Annotated in this window: 17 protein-coding genes; all 17 read left to right on the forward strand. The window is 38.4% G+C overall.

The annotated features are described in order from the left end of the window. Window positions 1-30: 30 nt before the first annotated feature. The 17 genes from lysS (Q0376_RS00140) (at window position 31) to Q0376_RS00220 (ending at window position 23,046) form a co-directional block, all read left to right on the forward strand. Entirely contained in the window at window positions 31-1,557 is a 1,527-nt protein-coding gene (gene lysS / locus Q0376_RS00140) for a lysine--tRNA ligase (protein WP_298702959.1), read from the forward strand. A gap of 170 nt (window positions 1,558-1,727) precedes the next feature. Then, a complete protein-coding gene (serS, locus tag Q0376_RS00145) occupies window positions 1,728-3,008 on the forward strand; it encodes a serine--tRNA ligase (protein WP_298702960.1) in 1,281 nt (426 codons plus the stop codon). Between the two features lie 74 nt (window positions 3,009-3,082). Beyond that, a complete protein-coding gene (gene fsa / locus Q0376_RS00150) occupies window positions 3,083-3,727 on the forward strand; it encodes a fructose-6-phosphate aldolase (RefSeq protein ID WP_298702961.1) in 645 nt (214 codons plus the stop codon). Window positions 3,728-3,832: 105 nt separating this feature from the next. After that, a complete protein-coding gene (gene glpX, locus Q0376_RS00155) occupies window positions 3,833-4,798 on the forward strand; it encodes a class II fructose-bisphosphatase (protein ID WP_298702962.1) in 966 nt (321 codons plus the stop codon). Between the two features lie 194 nt (window positions 4,799-4,992). Continuing rightward, window positions 4,993-6,252, forward strand: coding sequence for a UDP-N-acetylglucosamine 1-carboxyvinyltransferase (murA, locus tag Q0376_RS00160; RefSeq protein ID WP_298702963.1), 1,260 nt, complete (start codon window positions 4,993-4,995; stop codon window positions 6,250-6,252). Further along, window positions 6,224-7,399, forward strand: coding sequence for a rod shape-determining protein (locus Q0376_RS00165; RefSeq protein ID WP_298702964.1), 1,176 nt, complete (start codon window positions 6,224-6,226; stop codon window positions 7,397-7,399). Before murA ends, Q0376_RS00165 begins: the two co-directional genes overlap by 29 nt. A 620-nt stretch (window positions 7,400-8,019) precedes the next feature. Next, window positions 8,020-10,218, forward strand: coding sequence for an ornithine decarboxylase (speC, locus tag Q0376_RS00170; RefSeq protein WP_298702965.1), 2,199 nt, complete (start codon window positions 8,020-8,022; stop codon window positions 10,216-10,218). A 22-nt stretch (window positions 10,219-10,240) separates the two neighbouring features. Beyond that, window positions 10,241-11,569 (forward strand): putrescine-ornithine antiporter, encoded by a 1,329-nt coding sequence (potE, locus tag Q0376_RS00175; RefSeq protein WP_298702966.1) that lies wholly within the window; start codon window positions 10,241-10,243, stop codon window positions 11,567-11,569. A 328-nt stretch (window positions 11,570-11,897) separates the two neighbouring features. Further along, a complete protein-coding gene (locus tag Q0376_RS00180) occupies window positions 11,898-12,800 on the forward strand; it encodes a LysR family transcriptional regulator (RefSeq protein WP_298702967.1) in 903 nt (300 codons plus the stop codon). Between the two features lie 86 nt (window positions 12,801-12,886). Further along, window positions 12,887-14,359, forward strand: a complete 1,473-nt coding sequence (lysS, locus tag Q0376_RS00185) for a lysine--tRNA ligase (protein ID WP_298703008.1) — start codon at window positions 12,887-12,889, stop codon at window positions 14,357-14,359. Between the two features lie 213 nt (window positions 14,360-14,572). Continuing rightward, window positions 14,573-15,913 (forward strand): phosphodiester glycosidase family protein, encoded by a 1,341-nt coding sequence (locus tag Q0376_RS00190; protein WP_298702968.1) that lies wholly within the window; start codon window positions 14,573-14,575, stop codon window positions 15,911-15,913. A 110-nt stretch (window positions 15,914-16,023) separates the two neighbouring features. Next, window positions 16,024-16,326, forward strand: a complete 303-nt coding sequence (locus Q0376_RS00195; protein ID WP_298702969.1) for a biotin-requiring enzyme — start codon at window positions 16,024-16,026, stop codon at window positions 16,324-16,326. A 13-nt stretch (window positions 16,327-16,339) separates the two neighbouring features. Then, window positions 16,340-18,445, forward strand: a complete 2,106-nt coding sequence (locus Q0376_RS00200) for a SpoIVB peptidase S55 domain-containing protein (RefSeq protein ID WP_298702970.1) — start codon at window positions 16,340-16,342, stop codon at window positions 18,443-18,445. Window positions 18,446-18,688: 243 nt separating this feature from the next. Next, entirely contained in the window at window positions 18,689-19,450 is a 762-nt protein-coding gene (locus Q0376_RS00205; protein WP_298702971.1) for an ABC transporter permease, read from the forward strand. A gap of 31 nt (window positions 19,451-19,481) precedes the next feature. Continuing rightward, complete coding sequence (locus Q0376_RS00210; RefSeq protein ID WP_298702972.1) at window positions 19,482-20,237, forward strand: ABC transporter ATP-binding protein; 756 nt, start codon at window positions 19,482-19,484, stop codon at window positions 20,235-20,237. After that, window positions 20,237-21,541: an MlaD family protein gene (locus Q0376_RS00215; protein ID WP_298702973.1), complete on the forward strand. Its 1,305-nt coding sequence runs from the start codon at window positions 20,237-20,239 to the stop codon at window positions 21,539-21,541. The genes Q0376_RS00210 and Q0376_RS00215 overlap by 1 nt, the downstream gene beginning before the upstream one ends. A gap of 17 nt (window positions 21,542-21,558) precedes the next feature. Continuing rightward, window positions 21,559-23,046, forward strand: a complete 1,488-nt coding sequence (locus Q0376_RS00220; RefSeq protein ID WP_298702974.1) for a TolC family protein — start codon at window positions 21,559-21,561, stop codon at window positions 23,044-23,046. The last annotated feature ends 18 nt before the right edge of the window (window positions 23,047-23,064 follow it).

The raw sequence follows: 23,064 nt of genomic DNA on the forward strand, positions 1-23,064 counted from the left end.
AAAACTTGTACTATGTTAGGAGGAAATCTTATGAGTGAAGAACGTGTATTAACCGCACAAGAACAAGAAAGAGAGTTGAACAGTCAAATGGAGGTTCGACGAGACAAGTTAGCTCAATATGAAGCTGATGGTATCTATCCATTTGGTCAACGATTTGTAGTACAATATCATGCTGAAGAAATCAAAAACGATTTCAAGAACTTTGATGGTCAACCTGTAACTATTGCAGGCCGCTTAATGACTATTCGTTCTCATGGTAAAACTGCATTCGCTAATCTTCGCGATTTGTCTGGAGATATTCAAGTATATTTCCGTGAAGATGAACTAGGTGAAGAAAGTTATAAGCATGTAAAAATGCTTGACATGGGCGATATCGTAGGTATCGAAGGTCATGTATTCCGTACCCATATGGGAGAAATTACTATTAAGGTTAATAAACTCACTCTTCTTTCTAAGTCACTTCGTCCTCTACCTGAAAAATGGCATGGTTTAAAAGACACAGAACTTCGTTACCGTCAACGTTATGTTGATTTAATTGTAAATCCTGAAGTTCGCGATACTTTTGTAAAACGTACAAAAATCGTAGCTAAAATGCGTGAGTACTTAACTAAAAACCACTTCATGGAAGTTGAAACTCCAATGCTTCATGCCATTCCTGGTGGTGCTGCAGCGCGTCCATTCATTACACATCACAATGCGCTAAATATGGATATTTATTTACGTATTTCTCCTGAATTACATTTAAAACGCCTTATCGTTGGTGGTTTAGAACGTGTATTCGAAATTAACCGTTCCTTCCGTAATGAAGGTGTTGATAATCGTCATAATCCAGAGTTCACTATGATGGAATCTTACCAAGCATATGGCAATGTAAATGATGCTATCGAACTCACTGAAAATATCATTGCATACTGTGCACAAGAAGTACTTGGTTCTACTAAGGTTAACTACCAAGGCACTGAAATTGAATTCCGTCCACCTTGGAATCGTATTACAATGCAAGAAGGGGTTAAAAAATACACTGGCGAAGACTTTGATGCTATTGAAACCATTGAAGAAGCTCGTGCTATTGCAGACCGCTTAAATGTGGAATACCAACAAGCTGATGGCATTGGTAAAATTCTTAACTACTGCTTCGAAGAATATGTAGAAAAGAATTTAATTGAACCAACTATCGTATATGGTCATCCAGTAGAAATTTCACCTCTTGCTAAACAAAATCGTGAAAAACCATTAACTACTGAACGTTTCGAAGCCTTCGTTTATGGTCGCGAAATTGCTAATGGTTACTCCGAGTTAAATGACCCAATCGATCAGTTACAACGTTTTGAAAAACAATTAGAAGAACGTGAAGCTGGCGACGATGAAGCGCATCGTATGGATCATGACTTCGTAAATGCCCTAGAATATGGCTTGCCTCCAACAGCAGGTTTAGGCATTGGTATTGACCGTATGGTAATGTTCTTAACTGACTCACCATCTATTCGTGACGTATTGTTCTTCCCATTGATGAAACCAGAAGATGGTTCTGCAAGAAATGGTGGCGAAGAAGAATAATTAACTTATTATATCCGAGCCCTTTGGGGCTCGGATTTTTGTCTTTTCTAAAAAACTATTGGTGTTTACCTGTCTTTAACATGGTAAAATCTTAGTAGATGTGGTATGATGAAGTGTAAATAAATATTATTTTATATAGTAAAATTGTCAATATGTAAGAGGTTAGGACTATGTTAGATTTACGTTTTGTTCGAGAAAATTTAGACTTAGTACAACAAAATTTAGATAATCGTCATACAAAAGGTGATTTAGAGAATTTTGCAAAATTGTACGATTTGCGTAAAGAATTAATTCAAGAAGTTGAACAATTAAAGGCAGAACGCAATACTGTAACTGCGGAAATTAGCGTATTAAAACGAAACAAAGAAAATGCAGATGATAAAATTGCGGAAATGAAAAAAGTAGGCGATCAAATTTCTGAACTAGATAATAAAGTACGCGACACAGAAGAACAACTTGAACAGATCGCTCTAATGTTGCCTAACATGTGTGATGCCTCGGTGCCAGTGGGGGCTGATGAAAATGATAATCCAGAAATGCGCCGTTGGGGGAAACCAAGAGAATTTGATTTCCCTATTAAAGCACATTGGGACTTAGGAGAAAGCCTCGATATTTTAGAATGGGAACGAGCTGCTAAAGAAAGCGGTGCTCGCTTTACTATTTATAAAGGCTTAGGTGCGCGATTGGAACGTGCTCTTATCAATTTCATGCTTGACTTACATTGCGATAAACAAGGCTACACTGAAATGATGACACCATATTTAGTAACGCGCCAAACTATGACTAATACAGGGCAACTTCCAAAATTTGCTGAAGATATGTATAAGGTAGAAGGGGAAGACTATTACTTAATTCCTACAGCTGAAGTAACTTTGACTAACCTACATAGTGGGGAAATCTTGAGTGCTGATGAATTACCTAAGTATTATACGGCCTTTACTGCTTGCTTCCGTGCTGAAGCTGGTTCAGCTGGTCGCGATACACGTGGTCTTATTCGTCAACATCAGTTTAACAAAGTAGAAATGGTTAAATTTGCTAATCCAGATACTTCATTTGATGAACTCGAAACCTTGACTGACAATGCGGAAGAAGTATTGCGTTTATTAGAGTTACCTCATCGCGTAATCACTCTTTGCACTGGTGATATTGGTTTTGGTTCGGCTAAAACATATGATGTGGAAGTTTGGATGCCAGCACAAGGTTGCTACCGCGAAATTTCTTCTTGCTCTAACATGACTGATTTCCAAGCACGTCGTGGGAATATTAAATTCCGCCGTGAAGTGAAAGGTAAACCGGAATTTGTACATACATTAAATGGTTCTGGTTTAGCTGTTGGTCGTACTGTAGCGGCTATTCTTGAAAATAATCAAGAAGCTGATGGTTCCGTACGTATTCCAAAAGCATTGCAGCCTTATATGGGGGGCGTGGAAGTACTTAAACCAGTGGAATAAAACAGTTGGCTCATGAGGGTTGACTATAAATATACTTAATTCTATGTATTATATTTCAATAAAAAGGAGATCTTATGAAAATCTTTATTGATACTGCCAATTTTGATGAAATTAAAGCCGCTTATGACATGGGCTTCATTGCTGGGGTAACAACAAACCCATCTTTAATTGTTAAGGAAAAACGCGATTTAAAAGAAGTCATTAAACAAATTGCAGCCCTTGTAGAAGGTCCTGTAAGTGCGGAGGTTATTTCTACTACAGCTCCTGAAATGGTAAAAGAAGCTCATGAGCTTGTAAAATTGGGTTCCAATGTAGTTACTAAAGTTCCTATGACTGAAGAAGGCTTAAAAGCAGTAGCTGTACTTGCCAAAGAAGGCATTAAAACTAATGTTACTTTAATTTTTAATGCTAACCAAGCATTGTTGGCAGCTCGTGCTGGTGCTAGCTTTGTAAGTCCATTCGTTGGTCGTATTGATGATATGAGCATGGACGGCATTACACTTATTGAAGATATTGCTGAAATCTTCATGATTCATGATATTAAAGCAGAAATTATTGCTGCTAGTGTACGTACACCAATGCATATGATTCAATGTGCAAAAGCTGGTGCACATATTGCAACCGTACCTTATAAAGTGTTGACTGCCTCACTTAAACATCCATTGACGGATGCTGGGTTAGCTAAATTCTTAGCTGATTGGGAAGTTGCCAATAAATAATTATCCCATATACATGAGGAGCCTAGAAGGCCACTTATATATAACGTTTACTAAGCATTACAAAAAGTATTTAGGTAAACGTCTCATTTTAAGGAGGAATAAACAGTGGATAGAACATTAGCATTGGAATTCGTACGTGTAACAGAAGCAGCGGCACTTCGCAGTGGTCGTTTATTAGGTCGCGGTGAAAAAGATGGGGCCGATCAATTAGCTGTAGACGCTATGCGTCAAACATTTGACACAGTACCAATTTCAGGGACTGTAGTAATTGGTGAAGGTGAAATTGATGAAGCACCTATGCTCTACATCGGTGAAGAAGTAGGGGCCGGTGGAGAACCTGTAGACATTGCTGTAGATCCTATTGAAGGAACAAATCTTATTGCAAAGGGCCAAAATGGTGCTATTGCAGTTCTTGCTATTGCTCCTAGAGGTGGTCTATTACATGCACCTGATATGTATATGCAAAAACTTTGCGTAGGACCTCGTGCTAAAGGTGTTATTGATTTAAATGCTAGTGTGGCTGAAAATCTTCGTCGCGTTGCGGAAAAAATGGAACGTGGGATTGATGATTTAACTGTAGTTATGCTTGATCGTCCACGTCATGAACAAATTATGCGTGAATGTCGTGAAGCTGGTGCCCGTATTCGTCTCATTACTGATGGTGATGTAAATCCAGCTATGGAATGTGGTCTTGAAGGCTCAGGCGTTCATATGGTAATTGGTACTGGTGGCGCTCCAGAAGGTGTTTTAGCAGCGGCTGCCTTAAAATGTACCGGTGGTGATATGCAGGCTCGTTTGTTGCCTGAAAATGAAACAGAAGTTCGACGTTGTCATGCTATGGGCATCACTGACTTAAATAAAGTGCTTACTATTGATGATTTAGTTCATGGTGAAGATGTTATTTTCTCCGCTACAGCAATTACAGAAGGTAATATTCTTTCTGGTATTAAGTATTTTGCTGGTGGTGCTCGCACTGAATCTGTAGTAATGCGTTATAAAACAGGTACTGTACGCTTTGTAGATACAATTCATCGTTTAGATCGCAAATTGAAATCTATGAAAGTTAAATAATTTTCTGCTAGAAGCTATTAATTTAGTCAAGAAATATTGAGTAGGCGGTTCAGACTCTTTGGAGTTCTGAACCGCTTATTTCTATGCTCGCCCTTGAAGTTGAGGGGCTATTTATAGTATATTATAGAGTAGGATTTATATAAGAAGATTAAAGTGTAATTGCCTGAAATAGATTAGTAGTTGGAGGGAATATTTTGGAAAAGCTCATCATTAACGGTAAAAAGCCGTTGAATGGTCGCGTACGTGTTAGTAGCGCTAAAAATGCGGTGTTGCCTATTATTGCAGCCACCATGTTGGCATCTACGCCAAGTCGTTTAGTAGAGGTTCCTCATCTCGAGGATGTACATACAATTTGTGAGGTTATTTCCTCTTTAGGTGTAAAAGTAAGTCATGAAGGTAATGACGAAATTGTTTTTGATGCAAGTACTATTACGGCAACAGAAGCACCATATGAATTAGTACGTCGTATGAGAGCATCTTTTTTAGTTATGGGGCCATTGCTTGCTCGCCGCGGTGAAGCTCGCATTTCCTTGCCTGGTGGATGTGCCATTGGTAGTCGTCCTATTGATTTACATCTCAAAGCATTTGAGGCGCTTGGCGCTGTTATTGAAATGGGTGATGGCTATGTGCAGGCTACAGCGCCTAATGGCCTTAAAGGGACTCAAATTTATTTAGACTTCCCAAGTGTAGGAGCCACTGAGAATATTATTATGGCTGCGTCTATGGCAGAAGGTAAAACAGTGATTGAAAATGTGGCTCGGGAGCCTGAAATTGTAGACTTAGTTACATATTTAAATAGTATGGGGGCAGATATTCGTGGCGCTGGTACTAATGTGATTCGCATTCAAGGCGTTAAAGAACTTAAAGGTGCGACTCATACTGTAATTCCTGATCGCATTGAAGCTGGTACCTATTTAATTGCAGCAGCTATGGCTGGTGGCGATGTGTATGTAGAAAATGCCTTGTCAGAACATTTAAAGCCTGTTGTAGCTAAACTTAAAGAAGCGGGTGTGGCTGTATATGAAGATGTAGATGGCATTCGTGTTGTGTCTGAGGGAAAAGTAAAAGCTGTGGACATTAAAACACTGCCATATCCAGGATTTCCTACAGATATGCAAGCTCAATTTATGGCCTTTACCACCATTGCAGAAGGAACAAGTACGGTGATGGAAACAGTATTTGAAAATCGTTTTATGCATGTGGACGAGCTCAAGAAAATGGGGGCTAAAATTCGCATTGAAGAACGCCGTGCCATTGTTGATGGTGTGCCGACCTTAACAGGTGCTAAAGTGCGTGCTACTGATTTGCGTGCTGGGGCAGCCTTAGTTTGTGCAGGACTAGCAGCAGAGGGCGTTACAGAAGTGACACAACTGTCCCATATTGATCGTGGGTACGACAATCTAGTGGGCAAATTAAAAAGGTTAGGTGCTGACATTGTTCGGGTGGACGAGTAAAAAAACAGTGACTCGCGCTGATGTTAAGAAAAAGCGTGAAGCGCGTCGCAAGAAAAGTACACAGCCGATAGCGACAACTACGCCTAAAAGCCCTAAAATGGTAAATAATAACATTTCTATTTTTGAACGAATTGCTCTTTGGTGGGCCTATGATATTGGCATAGACTTGGGTACAGCGAATGTACTTATTTATGTGAAGGGCAAGGGCGTTGTTTTAGATGAACCTGGCTATGTAGCTTGGAATTCACGGACTCATGAAGTGGTTGCTGTTGGCGATGATGCTCGAGTTATGCTTGGGCGTACACCAGAAGAGATTGAAGTAATACGTCCTTTACAAGATGGGGTTATTACTAATTATGATATGACGGAGTTTATGCTTCGCTATTATATTAAGAGTGTTTTGCCTTCCTCGTCTTTATTTAAGCCTCGTATTGTGGTATGTGTGCCATCAGGGATTACACCAGTAGAAAAACGAGCTGTTATTGAAGCTGTATTGCAAACAGGGGCTCGTAAAACGGTACTTATTGAAGAACCTTTGGCGGCGGCCTTAGGTACAGGCCTTGATAAGGCAAAATCTGCCGGTGCTATAGTTGTTGATATTGGCGGTGGCACTACAGATATTGCGGTGCTTTGCAATACAGGTATCGTTGTGAGTAAATCATTGCGCATGGGTGGCGACAAGTTTGATGAAGCCATTATTGCTTATATTAAACGCCGGCGTAAAATGTTAATTGGCCATCGCACGGCGGAAGAAATAAAGATTGCCGTAGGTACAGTTGACCGAAAAGCACCTGTAGAAGAAATAAAGGTGCGTGGCCGTGATATTGTATCTGGTTTGCCACAAACTATAACTGTTACTTCAAAAGAAGTACAATTAGCCTTAGAAAAACCAATTGGTATTATATTGGAAGGCATTAAGGATATTCTAGAAAAGACACCCCCTGAATTAGTAGCGGAAATTGCTGATCATGGCATTCTACTAACAGGTGGTGGCGCATTAATTAGTGGGTTAGAGCGTTTAGTGTCTCGGTCCATTGGAGTGGCTGCGTATTTAGTAGATAATCCTCGTTATTCTGTAATTCAAGGAACAGGGCGGGCCCTGCAAGAAATGGATAAACTTCAAGATAGTTTAGAAGAGTTACAGTAAAATTAAATATTTATAGTTCATACCATGAAATATATGGCATGGTTAAACAAATTATATTTGTGTTTGTTTATTGTGCCACATATTTCATGGTATTTTTAATTTACTTTAAGTATGAATAAAATAGATAATTAAGAAATTCATATATAATTACAATCCTCTTATTAGTGTCGCCTATATATAAATTTATGTCTTCTACAAGAAGATTTGGGAGTGGGGATTATATAAAATCAAAAGTTGAAGAGAGTAAAAGCGCATGTATTAAGCTATTTATAGGTCAAATAATATCGAAATAAACTAATATAGATTCAATGAAACTCATTTAGTTTTAGATTTAATTAAAGAAGTTACATCTAACATATACGAAAAATTAAGAAGTAAAAAATGATCGAACATTATCTAAATGCATGTATAGCTTGCATTTTTGTGATACTTATATAGAGTTCTTATAACTTTAATATAACTTCATATTTTTAAGTATTATTCAAGTCGTTTGAAATTGGCTATACTGAAGTCAAAGGAATGGCTTACCCCGGGAGCAAGCCATGGAAATACATTTTAAATATCTTCTGAGTTGTATAGGGCTCCTTAAGAAGATACATTGACATTTGGAGGTCATAAAGATGGATGCATTGAAAATTGTATGTAGTAGTGAAGCGGCAAAACATTTTGATATTTCTTGCAGCAGACCGCAAGAATGCTTAGATACTATTTTAGGTCAATTTGAACCAGATTTCACTGCCACTGGTGCGGTAGTTGTTACAGACCAAGAATTAGACAAACTACCTCCTGTAATTGAAACTTTATTAGATATTCCAACATTTATTATTCGTACAACAAAAGATAGCGAAATTCCTTTAGACTTATTAACTAAAGGGGTACACGTAATCGATGTTAACCAATTCGACCGCTTATTATTTAGCCGTCAAATCGAAGATGCAGTAGTAGCTTACGAAGAAAAGATTTTACCACCATTCTTCAAAGAATTAGTTAAATATGTTGAAACTGGTAATATGACATTGGCAACACCAGGTCACCATGGTGGTCAATTCTTCCGTAAACATCCAGCAGGTCGTTATTTCTATGATTGGTTCGGCGAAGCGTTATTCCGTTCTGATATGAGTTCTTCTGATGTTCGCATGGGCGACTTATTAATTCATGAAGGTGCTCCATATGATGCAGAAAAACATGCTGCTGAAGTATTTAATGCAGACTTCACATATTTTGTATTAAACGGTACTTCTTCTGCCAATAAAGTAGTATGTAATGCTTTAATTAAACCTGGTGATGTAGTTTTATTTGACCGCAATAATCATAAATCTTTACATCATGGTGCTTTAGTACAGGCTGGTGCCACACCTGTATATGTAGAAACTTCCCGTAACCCATTTGGTTTTATCGGTGGTGTTGATGATCACTGCTTTGATGAAGCATATTTACGTGAACGTTTAGAAAAAGTAGCGCCTCATAAAGCAAAAGAAAAACGCCCATTCCGTGTAGCATTAATTCAATTGGGTACTTATGATGGCACAATTTACAATGCTCGCCAAGTTGTTGATCGTATTGGACATCTTTGCGATTACATCTTATTCGACTCCGCTTGGGTAGGTTATGAACAATTTATTCCTATGTTACGTGACTGCAGCCCAATGTTATTAGAACTTGGACCTGAAGATCCTGGTATCTTTGTAACTCAATCTGTTCATAAACAATTAGCAGGTTTGTCTCAAGCGTCTCAAATTCATAAAAAAGATAGCCATATTAAAGGCCAAGCTAGATACTGTAATGATGACTGCTTCAATAATGCTTTCATGTTACATGCTTCTACATCCCCTTGCTATCCAATCTTCGCATCTCTTGACGTAAATGCTAAGATTCATGAAGGTAAAGCAGGTCGTAAATTATGGGATGAAACTGTAAAACTTGGTATTGAAACTCGTAAAGCAATTAAAAAAGCTTGTCATTACATTAAACCATTTATTCCTGAAACAATTGATGGAAAAGCATGGGAAGATTATGATACAGATGTAATTGCAGCAGATAATAAATTCTTCAAATTCGACCCTGAAGCTGATTGGCATCAATTCGAAGGATATGCCAAAGATCAATACTTAGTAGATCCTTGCAAATTATTACTTTACACTCCAGGGATTGATAAGAAAACAAGAAAATATGAAGACTTTGGTATCCCAGCTGGCTTGTTATCCAACTATTTACGTGAGCATGGTTTAACTCCAGAAAAGAGTGACTTAAACTCCATTTTATTCTTGATTACTCCAGCTGAAACTGAAACTAAGATGAAAAATCTAGTATCTTTATTAGCTCGTTTTGAACAATGCTTAGACGAAGATCTTCCAATGCAAGATGTATTGCCTAAGATTTACTACAACAACGAAGAACATTACAGAGGATATACAATTCGTCAACTTTGCCAAGAAATGCACGATTTCTATAAATCCCATAATGTTAATACATTACAAAAACGCTTATTCCGTGAAGAATATATGCCACCAGTAGCAATGAGTGCTCAAGCAGCAACTTATGAATTCATTGCAGGTAATTATGAAGAAGTGACATTAGATCAAATCGAAGGTCGCATTGCACTTGAAGGTGCTCTTCCTTATCCTCCAGGAATTATTACTATTGATCCAGGTGAACGTTGGAGCGAAAACGTAATTGCTTACTTCCGTGTATTAGAAGCTACTCTTAACGAACTTCCTGGCTTTGCTGGCGAAATTCAAGGTGTACACTTCAAGGAAATTGATGGTCAAATCAAAGCAGTTGCTTATGTATTAAAAGACGAATCTGTAATCAAAAAATAATAAAGATAGGACGTGAAAATAAATGAGTGATACTAGCAGCAAAAAGATGGGTGTAGTCCAACTCACCATTATTACAGCTGTTAACATGATGGGCTCCGGCATCATCATGTTACCAGCTAAGCTGGCTACCGTAGGTACAATATCTGTATTGTCCTGGCTAGTAACAGCAGTTGGCTCTATGTGTTTAGCATATTGTTTTGCGCAATGTGGTATGTTTAGTCGTAAAAGTGGCGGTATGGGGGGGTACTCTGAATACGCTTTCGGTAGAAGTGGTAGCTTCTTATGTAACTATACCTATGCATTCTCTCTAATCATTGCAAACGTAGCGATTGCAATTTCTGCAGTAGGTTATGGTACAGAATTTTTGGGCACTCAATTAAGTGCACTTGGTGTAGGTTTAGCAACTATTGCTATTCTTTGGATTACTGGTGTTCTTAACTTTGGTGGTGCTGGCATTACTGGTAAATTAGGCTCCGTTACTATTTGGGGGGTATTGATTCCAGTATTTGGTATTAGTATTCTTGGTTGGTTCTGGTTTGATCCAGGTACATATGTAGCAGCATGGAATCCTCATAATTTACCATTCTTTGAAGCTGTGTCTACATCAATTACCTTAACACTTTGGGCATTCTTAGGTTTAGAATCTGCTTGTGCTAATAGTGATGCTGTAGAAAATCCTGAAAAGAATGTACCAATCGCAGTACTTGGTGGTACATTAGGGGCTGCAATTGTATACATCGCGTCTACTAATGTAATGAGTGGTATCGTACCAATTGAAGAATTAGCAGCATCTAATGCACCATTTGGTTATGTATTTGCTCAAATGTTTAATGAAACAATTGGTCAAATCGTAATGGGCTTAATGTGTATTGCATGTCTTGGTTCCTTGTTAGGTTGGCAGTTTACAACAGCTCAAGTATTAAAGAGCTTGGCTGATGAAGGCTACTTCCCTAAAATTTTCGCTAAAGTTACTAAAGCCAATGCACCAATTGCAGGCATGATTATTATGATGATTATTGAAACCATCATTGGTTTTACAACAATTAGTCCAAGTCTAATGGAACAATTTAATGCTATTGTTGAGTTGGCCGTTGTAACAAACTTGGTACCATATGTATTATCGATGGCTGCATTGCCAATCATTTTACATGAAGCAAAAGTAAACAAGAAAAAAGTAGGATCAATCTTATTTATCAATCTGTTATCTGTATTGTATAGTTTCTATGCACTATATGCGTGTGGCGAATTTGCTCTTGCCTATGGTGGTCTCGTTACCTTCTTAGGTTGGGTATTCTACGGTTATATTGCATATAATAACGAAACTAGTGCAGAACCTCAAAGCATATCCTAAGATATGACCTCTTATTAAAATAGTTTGTAAAATTAGGACAGTATCTTAGATGCTGTCCTAGTTTTACATTGTTTAAGTGTGTTTATTGTAGAAATAAATTTAAATTTTAGGGGTAGTATTAATCGTTTGAATATACTTCAAGTCGTTTAATAGTGATATTCTATCAAGAAGTTGCTATAATCATTTGCTTATTATTTTATTTGAATGGGTAATAAACTTGGGGATTTCATATTTCTGATTGTTATATATGATGAAATCAGATTGTGATAGGTGTGAAAATTACGCTGTAATGCAAGTGTAATTGGATTTATGAAAGGAAATTATTTCTATGGATTTTGAGGTTTGTAGAAATTATGTATGTATAGCTGAATCCTATACAATTAGTGAAGCTGCTAGGCAATTGAATATTGCACAACCTGCACTAAGCTTGCAAATTAAAAATTTAGAAGCATATTATGGAGTTCAATTAATTAAAATGCGCCAAGGCAGTCGTCATATTGAATTAACTACCGCCGGGGATTTATTATATCGTCGTATCAAACATTTGCTAAACCAAGAAGAATTACTTCGTAAAGAAGTAAGAAAAAGTGCATCTGAAGAAGCCGATACCATTGCCATTGGGACTACGCCTGAATTAGCATGTATCGTAAATGACTATATTACAGATTTTAAAAAAGAAAATCCTAAGGGAAAATGGAAAGTTATATTTAATGATCTAAGAGTAATCACTGATTATTTAGAACGTGGATTGTTAAATTTAGTAGTTACACCTACCATACCGCCTCACAAGCATTTGTATGCTTTTGAAGGCGCGGGCACTCGGGAATTAGTTGTATTAGGGCCTAAAGGGCATCAATTGCTAGAAACACGTAGCTATATAAAATTAAGTTCCCTTGATGGCCAGCAAGTAGCAGTTATGAGTGATTTAGAAAATTCTTTATTACGTGTATGCCGTGAAAAGGAATTGGATATTTCATGTTCTATTAATAGTAATTCACTGATGTTTATTCTTGATGTAGTGGTTCAATCGGGTTCATTAGCTATAGTGTCAGGTGTTATTCCTAAATGGGTTAAAGAACATGTAGAATGTACACCATTACGATGTAAGGAACTTAATAAATCGCAACGTATTTTTACATATAAGGGCGGTCAAAAGACTAAATTAGTTAAAGAGTTTTTAGCTTATCTTAAAGATAGACCGGATATTAGTGATACAGATACTGGTAATTAGCAAGGAGACGTATTATGGACCTTTTCGAAGGATTAGATACATTTACGTATCTAGGAGATGATGATTCTGATATAAGTTTTGCTCGTATGGAAAAATTACAAAAATTATATGAATTAGATGTATATCCATATGGGGATAAATTTGAATGGAGTCATTATTCACAAGATGTGATTCAACAATTTAATACATTAGTGAATACTAAAGTGGCTGTGTCAGGGCGCATTATGGCGAAACGGGACCATGGAAAAACTATTTTCTTTACACTTAGAGATTCAAAAGGAGATATTCAAGTTTTTTCGCGTAAAGATGAGTTAACTAATCTTGAAGGTGAATTGCTTGATTTGCTTGATGTAGGCGATATTATCGGCGTAAATGGCATCGTATTTAAAACTGATAAGGGTGAAATTAGCATTCGTACTACACATATCGAATTGTTGACTAAGTCGTTAAAACCACTACCTGACAAATGGCATGGCTTAAAAAATTCAGAGTTTAGATATCGTCATCGTTATGTTGATTTAATTATGAATCCGAATGTACGTGATGTATTTCAAAAAAGATTTAAAATTATAGCTTGTATTAGAGAATGGTTGTTAAAGCATAATTTTATGGAAGTAGAAACGCCTATGATGCAAAATTTATATGGCGGTGCTGCAGCACGTCCATTTATAACATATCATAATGCTCATAATATGGATGTGTATCTTCGTATCTCACCTGAATTATATTTAAAACGCCTTGTAGTTGGCGGATTTGATCGAGTATTTGAAATCAATAGAAATTTTCGCAATGAAGGAATTGATAAAACTCACTATCCTGAATTTACAATGGTGGAAACATATCAAGCCTACGCAAATTATGAAGATATGATAAAGCAAATTGAAGAGTTGGTTCGATATTGTGCAGAAACTGTTGTAGGCTCTAGTAAGGTTATGTACCAAGGAACCGAGATTGACTTTTCAAGCCCCTGGCAGCGAATGACAATGGTTGAAGCTATAAAAAAATACTCTGGGAAAGATTTTGATGAAGTAGAAACCTTAGATGACGCTCGTGAATTTGCCGATAATTTAGGAGCTGAATATACAGAGCATGATGGAATTGGCAAGGTAATGAATGCTTGTTTTGAAAAAGTGGCGGAGCACAATTTAATTCAACCAACTATTATTACTGGACATCCTTTAGAGATTTCACCTTTAGCCAAGCAGAGTAGAGAAAAGCCTTGGCTTACTGATCGATTTGAGGCATATATTTTTGGCCGTGAATTAGCAAATGGATTTTCAGAGTTGAATGATCCATTTGATCAACGTACTCGATTTGAACAACAAATGAGGGAACGCGAATTAGGCGATGAAGTGGCTCATCAAATGGATGAAGATTTTATCGATGCGTTAGAGTATGGATTACCACCAACCGCAGGATTAGGGATTGGTATTGATCGATTGGTAATGTTTTTAACAGATAGTCCATCTATTCGTGATGTTATTTTTTTCCCACTTATGAAGCCTGAAGAAGGACGACAAGTATATAGTGAAGATGATGATCTTAAAAAATCAGAATAAAACTATACAGTATACACTTTACGAAATAAAGTGAGTTAGTGATTACATGAAAGTATATATCTTATATACAAATACATTTTGCAATACGTAGTTAAAAATAAAAGCTATTAGTAGAAAGTCGGATACTCTACTAATAGCTTTTATTTTCAATTGCCCTTCAGGTTCATGTTATAATATAAAGAGTGTTATAATTTATTTTTACAAGGAGGCGCTATGACAGGGAAGAAAAAAGCATTACTCGCAATGGCCTTAATTATGACTTTGAGTGTGTCAGCTGCCCTAGCTGCTGATGTGACAAATTTAAGAGCACTTAATGAAACCGGACATACAAGAATTGTATTTGATATGAAGGGCCTTCCTGATGGATGGAGCTCTATTTATAATGATAAAAGCCAAGAGGTAAAAATTCATTTACCCAGTACTACTAATATGACGTCAAATCCTGTGTCGTATAATCGGCGGGATACAGGCGTGCTTCGCGGAGTGGCCTTAGATACGCAAGGTAGTGATTTAGATGTGACCTTGTCGGTAAATCAATCCATTCATCATAGAATTTTTACATTAACATCACCTGATCGCTTAGTAGTGGATTTGTTTACTGATTATGACCAAAAAACATCGCGAAAATTAAGTGAAGGGGTAAGCTTCTCTAAATGGGATACAAGTAGTCCTAATGGTCGTTTAAAAGCCTTTGTTTTAGAAGCCGATTCATCAGTTCCTATGCGTGTAGGGAATGCAGGAGCTAATGGTAAGTTGCTTCAAAATGTACAGGCTCCTTATGTAGCTGCTCTTGGCGTAAAGGAAAGTACGGCGCAGCGCATCGCTGGCAGAGTGGCCGAATCAGACCTATTAGGTAATCAATGGGAGCCTAAATCAGAATTAAAATATGTGCCAGGTAAAGGATATAGCTTGCAATTTACAACACCTATAATTGAAGTTCATGAGCATGATAATGTCTTATCAGTGAGCGGCGTCAATCGGGAGCGCCAAGAAGATGAACTGATTTTATTTACTCCTAAATTTGGTAAATCCACACATACTAATGTGTATGGTCAAGAGGTAATAGTTAAAAACAATGCAGTTGTAAGTAAAGTAACCAATGACGCAGCATTACAGAAGGGAACTATCGTTTTATCTGGTCATGGTAAAATGGCTAAAGCTCTTGACAAACTTAAGGTCGGTGATACGGTGAGCATTGCGTTGAAGCCAGAGATTGCTAAAATAAGTAATCATGCTGCGGTAGTATATGAAGGGGGACAGACTGTGCTAGCAAAGAGTTCGGTTCTCGGTACTGACAATGGACATCTTCAAGGCCGTAGCTTTATTGGCGTTGATAGCTCAGGTCGTTTACTTGTTTTAGTGGTAGATAATAGTCAAGGCCTTTCAATTGGTGTTAGCACAAAAGAAGGGGCGCATATGCTTAAGGAATTAGGTGCCACCGATGGAATTGAACTAACTGATCAAGGGGCTATAGATATGTATAGTACCATGTATTTACATGTGGGGGCACCAGGTACGCCGAAGAAGTATGAAGAGATTTTAGTACTCGGATAATTGGTACTGGAAAAGGGAAAATATTTTATTTTACCTTATCAAAATAGTTTATTTCATGCTATAATAGGTATACCACCTCTTAGCAAAGAGGTTATGAAGGAGGTAAGTCGATGAAAAAATATATGAAATATACCATGATGACTATGCTTGCAACAGTGATGTTAGTAGGCTTTGTATTTACAGCATCAGCTGCAAGTGTTAATCAAGAATCAGTTTTAACCGGTAAAGTAGTATCTACTGTAGGTGTAGGGACAGTGGTTAAGCAAGGGGATGTACTTGTAAGCATTCAATCCTTAACAGGCCCAATGCCTGCGGCACGGGCCACTGTTGATGGAGTGGTATCATCCGTAGCTGTTCATGAAGGTGATCAAATTAAACAAGCCCAAGTCGTTGCAGTAGTTAACGGTAATTAGAAGGGAGATATGAATGAAATTATTTCGTTCATCGCGCCGGTATAAGAAAGGTGTACTGGCGCTTTTCTTTTGCAGTGCCTTAGCTGCACTGCCTTATGGAGGACAGGCAGTTGATTTTTTGCCTGTCAATGAAGTGCATACTGGCATGGAAGGCCATGCTGATACAGTTGTAGAAGGAAGCACTATTTCTAGTTTCAATGTTAAGGTTTTGGGGGTCATGAAAGATCGAGGCCCTTCAGGCGATTTGATTTTGGCTAAATTTTCAGGGCCTATTATAGATGAAACCGGTGGTATTGTGCATGGCATGAGCGGTAGCCCTGTGTATATTAACAACAAATTAGTAGGTGCTGTAGCCTATGGTTGGGGCTTTGCTGATGGTACAATTGGCATGATTACACCAATTGAAGATATGGTAAAACTTTGGAATATACCATATGAGCAAGCGGTAGCAAATCCTTGGAAGGACAGCCATTTGGTGCCCTTAGGGACGCCGTTGATGGCCTATGGTTTTGATGCGAATGCCTTGACCTATATGAAGGATAAGCTTCCTGATTATCAATATAGTACCTATGATACGGCCGCTGCGGATGGTGATGAGGTGGCTAAACCGCTTCAAGCAGGTGGCTCAGTGGCAGCACTACTTGTGGATGGTGACCTAAAATTAGGTGCTATTGGAACGGTAACCTATGTAGATGATGATCAACTTGTCGCTTTTGGACATCCATTTTTAAAGCGTGGCTCAGTGGGCTATTTTATGCACAATGCGTCTATTTTTACAGTAGTTAAAAGCGTGGATTCTGGGTTTAAGCTTGGTTCCATGGGCGCTGAAGTGGGGACCGTAACGGAAGATCGCGGTGCTGGTATTGCCGGCAAGACGGGACAAATTATGAGCGGTATCCCTATGGCGATTACGATTCGCGATTTAGATATGAATAAGGAGCAAGTGGCGGCAGTTAAAATTGTAGATGCTAATGAACTAAGCCCGACTTTGGCTGCTACTTCAGTGTATAGCTTCTTGAACAAAACATTAGATAGAAATGGTGAAGGTACGGCAACCGTTGCTGTTAAGATTCAACCGCGTGATGGTAAAATTCCCGACTTAGAACGTACCAATATGTTTTATTCTTCAGAGTCTATCGGGGTGAAGAGTGTTGATGAATTTTATAATATTGTTGACGCTCTTATGAATAATCGCTTTATTAATTATGATATTGCTGGCATCGAAGTAGAAGCGGATGTAACAAAAACACCGCGCACAGCCTTGATTAAGGATGCCACATTGACTCCAGGTGTTGCCTCACCAGGTGATACCATTGTTATTGAAGTAACGCTTCAGCCTTTTAGAGGGGAAGAAATAAAAAAGGAAATTTTTTATACAATTCCTAAAGATCAGCCATTAGGCAAAGCTACCTTAGAAGTTCGCGGTGGCGGTGTCGTGCCATTGCCTTATTTATTAGAAAAGCAAAAATATAATTTAACTGATGAAATTATTCGCCGTTTGAAGACATACAAAGATTTTGACGAGTTCTATAAAGAGCTTCGTAAAGCGGATACAAATAATCAGATTGTTGTTGAAATTTTAGAAGATGGCATTAGCATGGTTGATTCCGGCGATGGGGATACGGTGAAAAAAGCTAAACTAGAGAATGTAGAAGAAAACCCTATTCCAGGTACAGTGGCTAAACCTAAGACTAAAGGCAATTTGCCTGGTGTAGACCCTGAGGATGATAAAGAACATTATTCTGCTAAGATTGATACAGAATATGTAATTCGTGGTGATGGTCAATTTATCTTAAATATAATGACACCAGCAGAGCGCGATAAGACTAAGGCTAAGATGGCTAAAGCACAGGCTAAAGAGAAAAAAGAGCAAGCCTTAAAGGATAAAGAAAAAGCGTTGAAAGACAAAGACGCTGCATTAAAAGACAAAGATGATACGCTAAAAGATAAAGAGGGCGTGTTAAAAGACAAAGATGAGGCGTCAAAAGATAAAGATGATACGCTAAAAGATAATGATGGTGCATTAAAAGATAATAATGAAGCGTCAAAAGATAAAGACGATGCCTCAAAAGACGAAGAAGATACTTCAAAGGATACAGTGCAAGCTTCAAAAGAGTAAGATATGAATTGAAGTTTGTTAGTGTAATTTTATATAAGCTAGATAAACCTTACTTTACGATTTTCGTGAAGTAAGGTTTTTTTGTAAAAAAAGCCCTATATTTCCTTATGGTACTGATGACAAGGGCTAGGGTTTTGTGCTAAAATGAGGGGTAGTATTTGTAGATAATATAAATCATTTTTTACTATATTATGTATGTATTATAAAGAGGGATTCTTCATAAATTAGTAAGGAGGTACATCTTTGCAGTGGTTAGAAGCGATAGGTCGCTTTGTTATACTTTGCTTATCGCGATGTGGTGAAGCTACCATATTGATTTGGCAAACCATAAAGCAATTAAAGAATGCGAATTGGCGACATGTTATTTTTCAAATGGCTCATTTGGGGGTAGATTCACTGCCCATTATTAGTTTGACCTTACTATTTGCAGGGGCTGTAATGACTTTGCAAATTACAGATATTTTAATTCGCTATGGTGCACAAGGCACTGTAGGGGGCATTATGGCCATTGCCATGGGCCGCGAATTAGGGCCTGTGCTTGTAGGCGTTGTCTTAGCTGGCCGTGTAGGTGCGGCCATTACGGCTGAACTGGGCACGATGAAGGTAACCGAACAGATTGATGCCCTTAAAGTTATGGCTGTTAATCCTATTGGGTATTTAGTGGTGCCACGGATGCTAGCCTGCATGATTATGGTTCCCATTTTGGCATTATATGGCGTTCTTATTGGCATTGGCGGTGGCTATGTGGTGGCCACCATTGTTAAAGGACTAGCAGGGGCAACCTATATTGACTCGATTCAGTTATTTGCTGTTACTAGCGATTTAACATTTGGCTTGATTAAGGCTAGTGTATTTGGTGCCGTTATTGCCCTTGTAGGTTCCTATAAAGGCATGTATACAAAAATGGGCGCTGCCGCAGTTGGTAATTCCACTACAAGCTCGGTAGTTACCAGCATTATTTTAGTATTTGTATTAAATTATTTCTTATCAGTCTTGTTATATTAAGGTAAAATAAGAGTATTGAGGACATTGCTTCATGATAGAGTTAAAAGATGTGGTGGTTGCATATGATGATCGCGTCATTTTAGACCATGTGGATTTGACAATTGAAAATGGTGAGACTTTGGTTGTCCTAGGCGGCAGTGGTGCTGGTAAAAGTACTATATTGCGTCTTGTCATAGGCCTTCAACGGCCTACAAGCGGTCAGATTTTAGTTGATGGCGTAGATGTAGTGGGCCTTAGCGAAGATGAGTTTAATACAGTGCGAGAGAAGATGGGCATGGTGTTTCAGTATTCTGCTCTATTTGACTCTATGACAGTAGGTGAAAATGTAGCCTTTGGGTTACGTCAGCATACAGAGTTAAAATCTCAGCGCATTCACGAGATTGTAGCTGAAAAGCTAGCGCTCGTAGGTCTTCCCGGCACAGAGGCGTATATGCCAAGTGAATTATCTGGGGGGATGAAAAAACGTATTAGCCTAGCTCGTGCTATTGCGCTTAATCCAAGTATTGTATTATATGATGAACCAACCTCAGGGCTTGATCCTATTACGTCGGGCACGATTAGTAAATTGATTCGCAGTATGCAGCATCATTTAAAATGCACGTCCATTGTAGTAACACATGATATGCAATCAGCCTTTTATGTGGCGGATCGGATTGCATTATTAGATAAAGGAAAATTTGTGGAAGTTTCAACAGCAGAAGAGTTTAAGAAGTCCAAGAACCCCGTTGTACAACAATTTATTCACGGTGGGGATGAACTGGAAGTAATAGATGGGGGGACAATATAATGAAGTGGTCTACAGAGGCCAAAGTAGGGTTATTTACCGTAATCGGTATAGCACTCTTTGCAGCTTGTGTAATATTTTTAGGGCGTTTGGAGTTATTCCAGCCGCCACAAATGAAAATACATGGTGAGTTTCAATCTGTAACAGGTTTAAAAACAGGCAATCAAATTAAATATTCTGGCGTAGCTGTAGGGCGTGTGACAGATATGGAAGTAACGTCTAAGGGCGTTACATTGACCATGGAAATCGCAGAAGATACAGAGATTCCTGATGATTCAGAATTTGCTCTTGCCAATGATGGCATTTTAGGGGATAAATTTATACAGGTTACACCTGGACGCTCTAAGACCTTCTTAAAAGATGGTGACACTGTATATGGCGATGGTCAAAGCGAAATTGATAAGACCATGAAACAGGCTACAGTATTAATGGCAGAGGCGAATAAGACTTTAGAGTCCATCAATCATATCATTGGTGATGAACAGACTCAAAAATCACTTCAAAATGCTCTTCGCACGACTGAAGTCATTGCTAATAATACGGCCAATTTAACAGGTCAAATGAATGCTATGTTAGCCGATAATCAAGGCAATTTACAAGCTATTACCTCTAATATGGTAAATATTACGCGCAATATGGATGATATTACAACACAATTTGACTCTACCATGAGTCAATTTAATAGTGATGGGCAAGCTGGTCAAGAGATGCGTGCTATTGTAGATAATTTACGAACTACAACGGACAGTATCAATCGCATGGCTACATCTATGGAAGGTGTTGTAACCGATCCACAGAGCAGTCAAGATATTAAAGAAACTTTACATAATACAGCACAACTTACAACAAAGTTAAATCGTCTAACTGGTGGAGACGTGGAAGGAAGGGATTCTGGAAAAAAGCTCCCTTTTAAAGTAGACTCTGGCGTGGAGCTGCTTTATAATACAACTAACAAGGATATAGCCGCTAATGGTGATATTCGCTTCTTCGCTGGAAAACATATACTCACTTTAGGTGCCACTCAATTAGGCGATGGCAGCCATTTAGAACTTACATATGGACAGCGTTTAGCCGAAAAATTCATGTTACGTGGCGGTCTCTTTGATGGTGATGTAGGTGTGGGCTTGGATTATGGTTTAGGAGGCCCCTTTTCCTTATCCGCTGCTGTAATGGATATAAATGATTATCGCTATCGGATTCGCAGTGAAATACGCTTAGCCGATGACACATATATGATTGCTCAAATTATTCGACCTATGAGTGCAGAAAATGGTGGTAATTACTTTGGGCTTCGTCAAGCATTTTAATTTTGGAGGTAATAGTCATGATAAATAAAAAAGCACTTTCCTTAGCAGTCATTTTAGCTTTAACAACAACTGGCGTGTGGGCTGCTAGTCCTCTTACTGATGATTCAAAAGATGCAAAGTTAACTAAATTTCAACAAGCCGCTCTTGTAACTACACAAGAGGCGGTAGCAAATAAAATTTCTACTGATCAAGAAGTAGGTAGCAAAGTATCCTTAAACTTGCCACGTACAGTAGAATTAGCATTAATGAATAATCGCTCTGTACGTCAATCAGAATGGCAATATGAAGCTGCTAAAGCTCAGGTTGGTGTTGCTGCTTCAGCTAAAAACCCAACAGTAAGCTATTCCTATGCTGGTGGACGCGGTAGCTCTACCAATGCGCTGACCGGTAATTCTGTAGTTGGTGAGTCAGCTAGCAACACATTTACTTTAGCTGTGCCTATTTATACTGGTGGCAAAGCCGAGTCTGCTATTGATTCCGCTCGTTATTCCCGCGAAGGCTCTAATGCGGCTTTAGAAGTAGCGCGTCAAGGAGCTAAATTGACAGCCGCTACTAATTACTATTCCCTCATTATGGCTCGCAATAAAGTAGATATTGCAGAGCAATCTGTAAAAGATTATGATGGACATTTAACAAATGTTAATCAACAATATAATGTAGGTATTGTTGCTAAGTCTGATGTACTTTCTTCTGAAACATCCTTAGCTAATGCTCGTACAGCCTTAGTAGAGGCTCAAAATGCAGCTGACTTAGCAGAAGCTCAGCTCAATAATTCCATTGGCTTACCTGTTACTACTTCAGTGGCTACTGCTGATTCATCCTTAGGTTACGCACCATATAATGTAACCTTACAAGAAGCTCAGGCCTATGCGGTGCTTCATCGTGCTGACCTTGTACAAACTACAATGGCTGTGAAATCTGCTGAAGAATCTGTAAAATCTGCTAAAGCAGGCTATATGCCAACCTTGAGTGCTACGGCGGCCCAAAAATGGAATGGTGATGATTGGGGCGGTACTGACAATGACAACTGGACTATTGGTGCTGGTGTATCCTGGGACTTATGGGATGGCGGTGCTACTAGTGAAGGTATTAAAGTAGCTAAGGCCAATTTAGAACGTGCAAAAGAAGCTAATTATGCTATGATGGACACTGTAAATCTTGGCGTACGTCAAGCGTATCTCAATATGAAATCTGCTGAGCAGACAATTGAAAGCACACGTACAGCAGTGGCTTCTGGTCAAGAAAGCTTCCGTATTGCTACACTTCGTTACCGTGCTGGTGTTGGTACTAACCTTGATGTGCTTGATGCGGAAACAGCCCTTGAAACGGCACGCAATAATTATGTAGATGCATTATTTAACTACAATATTGCCGTAGCAAGTTTAGAAAATGCTATGGGAGTACCTTTAGAAACTCCTATTGGTGGCGGGGCAGCTCTCGTTAATGAAGCACAATCCAGTGCACAACTTACTACTTTAGTGCAAAATGCGGCAACAACTAAGTAGTATATTAACTATTAATTA

It is taken from the genome of uncultured Veillonella sp. (assembly GCF_937981445.1).
In the GTDB taxonomy this organism is placed as follows: Bacteria; Bacillota; Negativicutes; order Veillonellales; family Veillonellaceae; genus Veillonella_A.

Coding starts and splice junctions, on each gene's coding strand:
- serS (WP_298702960.1), top strand. CDS start 1,728: ATGTTAGATTTACGTTTTGTTCGAGAAAATTTAGACTTAGTACAACAA.
- potE (WP_298702966.1), top strand. CDS start 10,241: ATGAGTGATACTAGCAGCAAAAAGATGGGTGTAGTCCAACTCACCATT.
- Q0376_RS00180 (WP_298702967.1), top strand. CDS start 11,898: ATGGATTTTGAGGTTTGTAGAAATTATGTATGTATAGCTGAATCCTAT.
- Q0376_RS00190 (WP_298702968.1), top strand. CDS start 14,573: ATGACAGGGAAGAAAAAAGCATTACTCGCAATGGCCTTAATTATGACT.
- fsa (WP_298702961.1), top strand. CDS start 3,083: ATGAAAATCTTTATTGATACTGCCAATTTTGATGAAATTAAAGCCGCT.
- lysS (WP_298702959.1), top strand. CDS start 31: ATGAGTGAAGAACGTGTATTAACCGCACAAGAACAAGAAAGAGAGTTG.
- Q0376_RS00220 (WP_298702974.1), top strand. CDS start 21,559: ATGATAAATAAAAAAGCACTTTCCTTAGCAGTCATTTTAGCTTTAACA.
- Q0376_RS00210 (WP_298702972.1), top strand. CDS start 19,482: ATGATAGAGTTAAAAGATGTGGTGGTTGCATATGATGATCGCGTCATT.
- speC (WP_298702965.1), top strand. CDS start 8,020: ATGGATGCATTGAAAATTGTATGTAGTAGTGAAGCGGCAAAACATTTT.
- Q0376_RS00195 (WP_298702969.1), top strand. CDS start 16,024: ATGAAAAAATATATGAAATATACCATGATGACTATGCTTGCAACAGTG.
- lysS (WP_298703008.1), top strand. CDS start 12,887: ATGGAAAAATTACAAAAATTATATGAATTAGATGTATATCCATATGGG.
- Q0376_RS00200 (WP_298702970.1), top strand. CDS start 16,340: ATGAAATTATTTCGTTCATCGCGCCGGTATAAGAAAGGTGTACTGGCG.
- Q0376_RS00215 (WP_298702973.1), top strand. CDS start 20,237: ATGAAGTGGTCTACAGAGGCCAAAGTAGGGTTATTTACCGTAATCGGT.